Annotated in this window: 7 protein-coding genes; 5 read left to right on the top strand and 2 right to left on the bottom strand. The window is 35.4% G+C overall.

The window, feature by feature from the left end:
- Positions 1 to 341: 341 nt before the first annotated feature.
- Together AB1630_08925 and queD are read left to right on the top strand one after the other, a co-directional pair.
- Positions 342 to 668 (top strand): hypothetical protein, encoded by a 327-nt coding sequence (locus tag AB1630_08925; protein MEW6103915.1) that lies wholly within the window; start codon positions 342 to 344, stop codon positions 666 to 668.
- Positions 669 to 1070: a 6-carboxytetrahydropterin synthase QueD gene (gene queD / locus AB1630_08930; protein MEW6103916.1), complete on the top strand. Its 402-nt coding sequence runs from the start codon at positions 669 to 671 to the stop codon at positions 1068 to 1070.
- On the opposite strand, the gene AB1630_08935 is transcribed toward queD, so the two are convergent.
- Positions 1067 to 2497, bottom strand: coding sequence for a hypothetical protein (locus tag AB1630_08935; protein MEW6103917.1), 1431 nt, complete (start codon positions 2495 to 2497; stop codon positions 1067 to 1069). The two genes, queD and AB1630_08935, sit on opposite strands and share 4 nt — an antisense overlap.
- Positions 2498 to 4285 carry a PASTA domain-containing protein gene (locus AB1630_08940; protein ID MEW6103918.1) on the bottom strand — a complete coding sequence of 596 codons (1788 nt, stop codon included), beginning with the start codon at positions 4283 to 4285 and terminating at the stop codon, positions 2498 to 2500.
- A 138-nt stretch (positions 4286 to 4423) separates the two neighbouring features.
- On the opposite strand from AB1630_08940, the gene AB1630_08945 reads away from it, so the two are divergent.
- The 3 genes from AB1630_08945 to AB1630_08955 all read left to right on the top strand — a co-directional run.
- A complete protein-coding gene (locus AB1630_08945) occupies positions 4424 to 5146 on the top strand; it encodes a PD-(D/E)XK nuclease family protein (protein ID MEW6103919.1) in 723 nt (240 codons plus the stop codon).
- Positions 5147 to 5185: 39 nt separating this feature from the next.
- Positions 5186 to 6616 (top strand): O-phosphoserine--tRNA ligase, encoded by a 1431-nt coding sequence (gene sepS / locus AB1630_08950; protein MEW6103920.1) that lies wholly within the window; start codon positions 5186 to 5188, stop codon positions 6614 to 6616.
- Between the two features lie 86 nt (positions 6617 to 6702).
- On the top strand, positions 6703 to 6913 hold a 211-nt coding region (locus AB1630_08955; protein ID MEW6103921.1), incomplete at its 3' end, for a pyridoxal-phosphate dependent enzyme.

The raw sequence follows: 6913 nt of genomic DNA on the forward strand, positions 1-6913 counted from the left end.
ATTTTTTACCTTAAGATTATAGTCTTTGTTATAGTCTTTGGTTTTAAATTTTAAGTTGTAGTTTTGCATTTTTAGTTTTTAGCTTTAAGTTTTTCAAGAGAAGTTTACAAATTTGCCAAAGTTTAGTAAAGACACTCTATAAGAAGCTTTTCATTAAGCACCACTACCTTTCTTCCTGTTTTTTTCTTCTTGCAAATCTTCTTTGCTCATTCTATTATATATATATATTAGCATTTTTTAGAAAAAAATTTAAAGATTAATTCCGAAAGATTATATAAGATACTATAATTGGAATAGCTAAACACACACTAAATTTTAAATTATAAGGAGGAAAGAAGACTATGAGTAATGGCGATTTTTCAATATTAGCAGGGAAGGTTTGGGAGGCTGATGATCTAAAAAAAAGGCTCCTTGAGAAGGAAAAGGAAATGGAGCAGATAAAGAAGCAATTTGCAGAAAAAGAAAGGCTTCTTAATGAACAATTAGCAAAGGTAAAAGAAGATCTTGATGCCGAAAAAATAGCCCACGAAGATACAAAGAAAAAGCTTATCTCTACAAAGACAAACCTTTCAAATGCAAAGATGAAGGCTGAGGAACTTGAAATAAAAATAAGGCAAATGGAGCAAGAAAAACAGCAGAAAAAGGGATTTGGTGGGCTGTTTAAGTAAATGTATAGGCTAATGGTAGAAGAGGGATTTTCTTCTGCCCATTCAATATCTGGTTATCCTGGAAATTGCAGAAGAACCCATGGCCATAATTACAAGGTTAGAATATATTTAAAGAATGAGGAATTGGATAACCTTGGAATGGTATTTGATTTTAAAGAGATAAAGAAAAAGCTTAAGGATGTGATCCTTCCTTTTGACCATCAAAATCTTAATGAAATTCCTCCATTTGATAAAACCCCTCCAACATCTGAGAACATTGCATTTTATATCTTTGAAAACCTTAAAAAGGTAATTCCCTCCCTTTATGAGGTAAGGATCTCTGAGAAGGATGGAAGATGGGCAGGATATAGCATTTTAGATAGCTATTCAGCTTCCCACTTCTATTTGGGTATAAAAGCCTAAAATAGAAGGGAAAAACCTAGTTTTACCTTATCCACCTCAAAATTATTATCAGGGGTTTCATAATCTGTGTTTTTTATGTATTCATAACCTGTGATAATTTGCAGGGTTTTTGAGATGGAATATTTAAAGAGAATGGATTGGGTGCTTTTTTTATAGATGGTCTTTGTCTTTCTGTAGTCATAAAAGTCATAATTTGTTTCAATTATCAAAGGTTCTATTGGATAGAATGTTGCCGAAAAAAAACAAGAGTTTATATTTGTCTTTTCTTTTTTTAAGCCCTCTTCTTGAAATAGAAAAGAGAAATTAGATGCGATGTTAACAGCCTTTTTCATTACCCCAAGGCTTAAGGAATAATCATTTCTTGTATAATCTCCCTCTGGATTTTTCTTGTCATCAAATCCCTCCCATTCATAGCCACCTCCAATGTTTATACCCCTTATTTCCTTGTCTATTTTAAGGGATATATCATCTAGGTTGCTTTCATTCTTTTTTATCTTTTCGCTACATTCAAGGCTTATATCAGCAAGATTTGTAATGTTAAATTTTATCTCTTTTTTGTCAATGTCTACATTTTTTTCAGAGCCTATTTCATAACCCAATGATAACCCCCTTAAAGGTTCAAAAGAGCCGCCAATTACATTCCTTCCACTTATAATTGAAGAATTCCCTTCTGTCTTAAAATCCTCTTCAATGTCTTCGTAATGAAGCTTTGTCCTCTTATGGGAGAAGTTCATATTCAATAACAACGCATCATCCTTTGTTTTTTTATCTTGAGTATAAATAGACCTTCCATATTCGTACGAAATTGTTATATCCTTTGGCAAAGGAATCATTCCATCCATTGAGAATGCCTCTGATGTAACAGGCAGAAGGGTGGATGTTCCATAGGATTCATCATCTTTAAAGCAAACATAGGTAATGCCAAATTTTTTATTTCCTTCTTGTGTTTCAAGCCTTATTCCACTACCCATTTGCAAAAAGGAGCTTTCGCTTTTTTCCTTTGTTCTTCCAAAAAATGAGAATATTTCATAATCAGATGAGGTTTTTTTGAATGAGGCACCCCTGATATTTCCAATAAATGTAAGCTTTGATGTAGAGATGTAGCTATCTCCGCCATAAAGCAGAATGCCTTCTTTGTCAAAAGAAAGACTTATATTTTTAAGCGATAGGTTTTCATTTTTATCGTAATCTAGGGATGATATAATTGCATAATCAAAATTGGCAATTTTTCCCATAAAACAAGATGAAAGTTCTCCGCCAAGCCCTTTTGGATATTCAGACGATGTGCCCATTATATCATGGTTAAATCCGATAAATTGGATGTAGCCAGAGGAAATATTTGGCTTTGGAAGGCTTGATTTATGGTAAATAGGAAGCTGGGAAAAGCATAAGCAGGGGATAGTAATCAAAAATAAAATAAGCCTCATTCATTTGGTGGGATGGCTTGGAAGGGAAAAAGCCGCTTCAGGAATTTTCTCTGTCCTTTGTCTCTTATTTCCTGCATTATCCTCTACCTCAATCTTTATGGGAATTGTTGCTGGAGCATCTTTAGCTATAATAATGGCTTTTTCGTAAGTTCCCCTTGTCCAAACATTTATGCCCTTTCTTTCCTCTTGAGTGCCTTCTATTGCTGAAATACTCTCTCCTTCAATTTTTACATTCTTTATTCCAGATTCCCTATCCTCTACTACTACCCTTATTCTTACACTTCCCTTTATAACCCTAACACTTACAATCTTTGGAGGAAGTGGGTCATAGTATGGCGTTTCAATTACCTCATTCCTCCTGTCTCCACCCTCAAACCATGCAGAAACATTTATTTTATTTACACCAATGCTCATTACAGGTGGTTTAAACCTTAAAATATATGGTGAATTGTCAAATCTTGTTAGCATTCCCATAACAGATAAGAATAGAGGTGACCATTCAATAGGGGTTATGTTAAGAACAAGGTATGGAATCTCACTTACAAATAAACCAGAAATTGTCCATTGAGAATTGATTGTTGGAATTGGCGGCTTTTCAACAAGGGGAGGAATTGCTGTCCATACCTGGACAAAGCTTCCCTCTTCTACTTCCTCTCCTGCACTTGGCTTCTGCTCTGCAATCTTTCCTTCCTCAATTATTGCGCTTTCTTTCTTTAAGATTATCCCGGAAAGCCTAAGACCTACCCCTTCAAGCATACCCCTTGCCTCCTCAATGCTTCTTCCGATTAAGTCTGGAATAATAACCTTAGGAGGAGGGCCCTTTGAAATCATAAGATCAACCGGGCTTTCTTTCTTAACCTCTGTCCCTGGATTTGGCCTTTGCTTTAAGACCTCATTTTCTGGTTTTGTGCTTGCTTGTTCAATTACAATATCAAGTGTAAGCCCTGCCTCTACTATTGCTTTTTCTGCATCAGCCTTTTGCATTCCAATAACATCAGGAACAACACAGGGAGGAATTTCAGATGCTACAACAAGATTGACGGATGTATTAGCTAAAACCTCACTTCCTCCTACTGGATATTGAGAAAGAACATTATCTTTAGGTTGGTCGCTTTCCTCTGCCCTTATCTCACCCACATTTAGACCTGCATCTGTAATATCTGTTTTTGCCTCGGTAAGGCTTTTTCCCACCACATTAGGAACGGTTTTCATTCCAAGGGTTTTAATGGTAATATCACCCTCTAATGAAACCTCTGCCTCCTCATTTTCATTAACCGGCCTTTCTCCCTCTTTGTCTGAATAGATATAGCCACTTCCTTCCTCAAATCCGCATCGTGTCTTTCCTTCCCAATCAACGAGAAGCCAGACAGTAGTTCCCCTAAGTCCCATAACCGCGGTTGGGGTATAGAATTTTGCCTCACTATCCTTTGTTTTTAGCCTCTCAAACCTCGCCTTTATCCCTCCCATCCACAGCTTAAATCCTGACTTTGTTGTAAGCCCTTTTTCCAAAAGCTCTGTAATATCCATAATTGAATTTTCAGAAAGGGAAATTGTTGAGCCATCAGAGAGCTTAAGCTCTGCTTTGGATGAGAATTTTGTCCTTATCCTATCTCCCATTGTAAGCCTTTGATTAAGCTTTGCCTTTTCCCAAGCATTTTTTCCAGCAAGCAAGGTTTCAACATCTCCTTCAATATAGGAGATTGTAACCTCTCCCTTTTTCTCTCTTATTTCTGCCCATAAATATGGACAAAGAAATACCACACACAAAATAGCTAAAAGATTCTTCATCCTTTTTCCTCCTAAATAAATATTTTATTTAATATAAATTATTCATTCAAAAAATGTCAATAAAAATTTTATCTACAACACATAAAAACTTTACAACATCTGATTGGAAATATTATCCTATAAAAAGATTGGCTGAAAATGAAGATAAGTCATTTTAAATTATCAATGTTTCTTGAGTGTCCTTTAAGGTATAAATTTTATTATATTGATGAACTTAAGGAATATTGCAAACCAAAGCCATATCATAGCATGGGAATATCAATCCATAGTGCCTTAGAGAAATTCTTTTGTCAGGAACAAAGGAGTTTAGATATCCTTCATAACCTCCTTCGCAAAAATTGGGTAAGGGAGGGATATTCATCAAGAAATGAAGAGAGGATGTGGGGGCTTAAAGCCCTAGCTATGCTTAAAGATTTTTATGAGGGTGCAAATGTAGATATTAACCCGGCAATGCTTGAGGCAGAATTTTCTGTTTCTTTTGATTCCTTTACATTAACGGGAAGGATTGATAGGGTAGACAAGATAGAGAAAGGCTATGAGGTGATTGATTATAAAACAGGGGCAGGAATGACAAGGGACGAGGTAGATAAAGACCTTCAGATGACAATATATTCCATAGGATTTTACCATACCCATAAGGTTATTCCACGCAAACTAACATTTCATTTTCTAAAGGATAGCACAAAGATAACAACAACAAGAAGCGAACAAGACATAGAAAATGGGGTATTGTTTATTAAAGAAATAGTAGAAAAAATGAAAGATGAAACAAAATTTTCTCCAAAACCCAATAGATTCTGTGCCTATTGCGATTTCACTATCCTCTGCCCTAGTTTTCAAAAGAACGCATACATAATTTAATCTTTACAAGTGATAGCGAGGGTTGTATAATAAAAAATTATGCGAGGAAAAGAACATCCTATAAATAGCCTTTTAGCTAAATTAAGGGAGATATTTTTAAACCTCTCCTTTGATGAGATAATAAACCCTGTAATTGTTGATGAGAAGGATGTCTTTCTTCAATATGGAAAGGAGGCACCCTTAATCCTTGACAGGGTTTTTTACATTGCAGGCCTGGATAGACCAGAGCTTGGTATTTCAAAGGAAAGGGAGGATAAGATAAAACAAATAATCCCTTTATTTTCAAAATGGAATGAGCTTAAAGCCTTTCTTCGTGAATATAAAGAGGGAAATATAGAGGGGGATGATTTTATTGAGGAATTGGTAAAAAGGCTTGATATAACAGAAAAAGAGGGAATAAGGTTGGTGGATGAATTCTTTGAGCTTAAAAACCTATATCCTATTTCCTATAAGAAGACATTAAGGTCTCATATGACATCAGCGTGGTATCTAACCCTAAGTCATCTTATAAAGACAAAACCCCTTCCAATTAAGCTATTTTCACAAGGATTAAGGTTTAGAAGGGAGCAGAGGCAGGATGAAAGCCATCTATTTGAAAGCACATCATCTTCCTGTGTTGTTGTTGAGGAAGGTTTTGATATAAAAAAAGGAAAAGGGCTTTGTGTGCAAATCTTAGAGGGGATAGGTTTTAAGGATATAGAGTTTAAAACAAAACCCGTAACATCTAATTACTATGAGGAAGGAACGGATACAGAGGTCTTTGCTCATCGTATTGAGGTTGCAAATCTTGGATTTTATTCAAAGGAATCTTTGGCAAATTATGGAATAAACCATCCTGTTTTTAATCTTGGATTTGGTGTTGACAGGTTAGCTGGAATATTAAACAATGAATCTGATTTAAGAAAGCTCCTTTTCTTCCAATTCTATAAGCCTTCCTTTACAGACAAAGAGATTGCAGAGAAATTAGGATGTGAAGAAAGCCCAAGCTATGGAGCACAGATCTCATCCATTATTTTTAGAAAGATAAATGAAGCAAAGGATAATTTAGGACCTTCAGAGGTTTTATGTTATCAAGGAAGATTTTTGGGAAGGGATATAAAGGTCTCTGCATATAATTGGGATTCTGGAAAACCCCTTGTTTCATATGCAGGATTTAATGAAATTTGGGTAAATAATGGTGAAATCTTTGGGCTTCCAAAGGGAGGTTCTTTTAAAGGAGCTGAAGATGTCTATAAAAATGGGATAAACACAGGGTTTATCTTTCTAAAGCTAATAACAGATGGATTTGTTGCAAGGATGGAGAAAGAATTTAAAAAGGGAAAGACAGAGCTAGATGTTAAATTTAAGATTGCCGAGCATCCATCAGATATAAACCTTTCCATACCAAAGGACATTATGGATTATATTACATCAAACAATAAGAGGGTAATCACAAAGGGTCCTTTGTTCTTTGGAATTAGGGCAGAATGAGGAGTCAAGAGTCAGGAGTCAGGAGTCAGGAGTCAGAGGACAAAGTTTTAAATCTTAAATCCGAAATTCGAAATCCGAAATTCGAAATCCGAAATTACAAAGGTGTAATTGAAAGGTATAAGGATTTCTTGCCGGTATCAGAAAAAACACCTGTAATCACCCTGTTTGAAGGAAATACACCCCTTATATTTTCAGAGAGGCTATCTAAAGCAACAGGGCTTTCTGTTTATCTTAAATATGAAGGCTTAAATCCAACAGGCTCATTTAAAGATAGAGGAATGACCGTTGCTATCTCAA

This window comes from bacterium (genome assembly GCA_040753555.1).
GTDB lineage: Bacteria > UBA9089 > UBA9088 > UBA9088 > UBA9088 > JBFLYE01.